Here is a 501-nt window from a genome sequence, read left to right as displayed (position 1 = left end):
GCGCTGGTTTTTCCCATCCGCCACTTATAGTAACCGCTCCTTGACACGTGTAAGGTATCGCACATCTTCTCCAAGCGAAACTCGGAGCGATGATTCTCCATGAACTGGAATCTTAGTTCCTTGGTTTGCTGAAGATGTGCACCGCTTTTTTTACGATGGCTAATTCTTCTTGAGCGTCGGCGAGTTGATGATCTTTCTCCTGAAGTTGACGGCGCATCTCTTTCAACTCTGCTTCGAGTTCCCGTACGCGATCCACGCTTGTTGCTGGTTCATTTTTCAGCTCTCGATATTGGCTCATCCATTGATGCAGCGTGCTTTTCGGAATGTTAAGCTCTTCGGCTAAGTCGCCTAAGCTCTTTGTCTGTTCTTGAATGAACTTTACGGTTTGCTTTTTAAACTCTTCGTTATATCGTTGTCTTTGTTCTCCCAAGTGAACACACCTCCACTGATTTCATTATCGGTCTGTCCGTTAACGGGTGTCCACTATTTATTCTAATTGCA

Annotated in this window: 1 protein-coding gene; it reads right to left on the bottom strand. The window is 45.3% G+C overall.

The annotated features are described in order from the left end of the window. Window positions 1-112: 112 nt before the first annotated feature. Complete coding sequence (locus ACFORK_RS29085; protein WP_379205555.1) at window positions 113-430, bottom strand: transposase; 318 nt, start codon at window positions 428-430, stop codon at window positions 113-115. Window positions 431-501 lie beyond the last annotated feature (71 nt).

The sequence above is a fragment of the Paenibacillus sp. GCM10012306 genome (genome assembly GCF_042649265.1).
Taxonomy (GTDB): Bacteria; Bacillota; Bacilli; order Paenibacillales; family Paenibacillaceae; genus Paenibacillus_AQ.
This window is presented reverse-complemented; position numbering and strand designations above follow the sequence as displayed.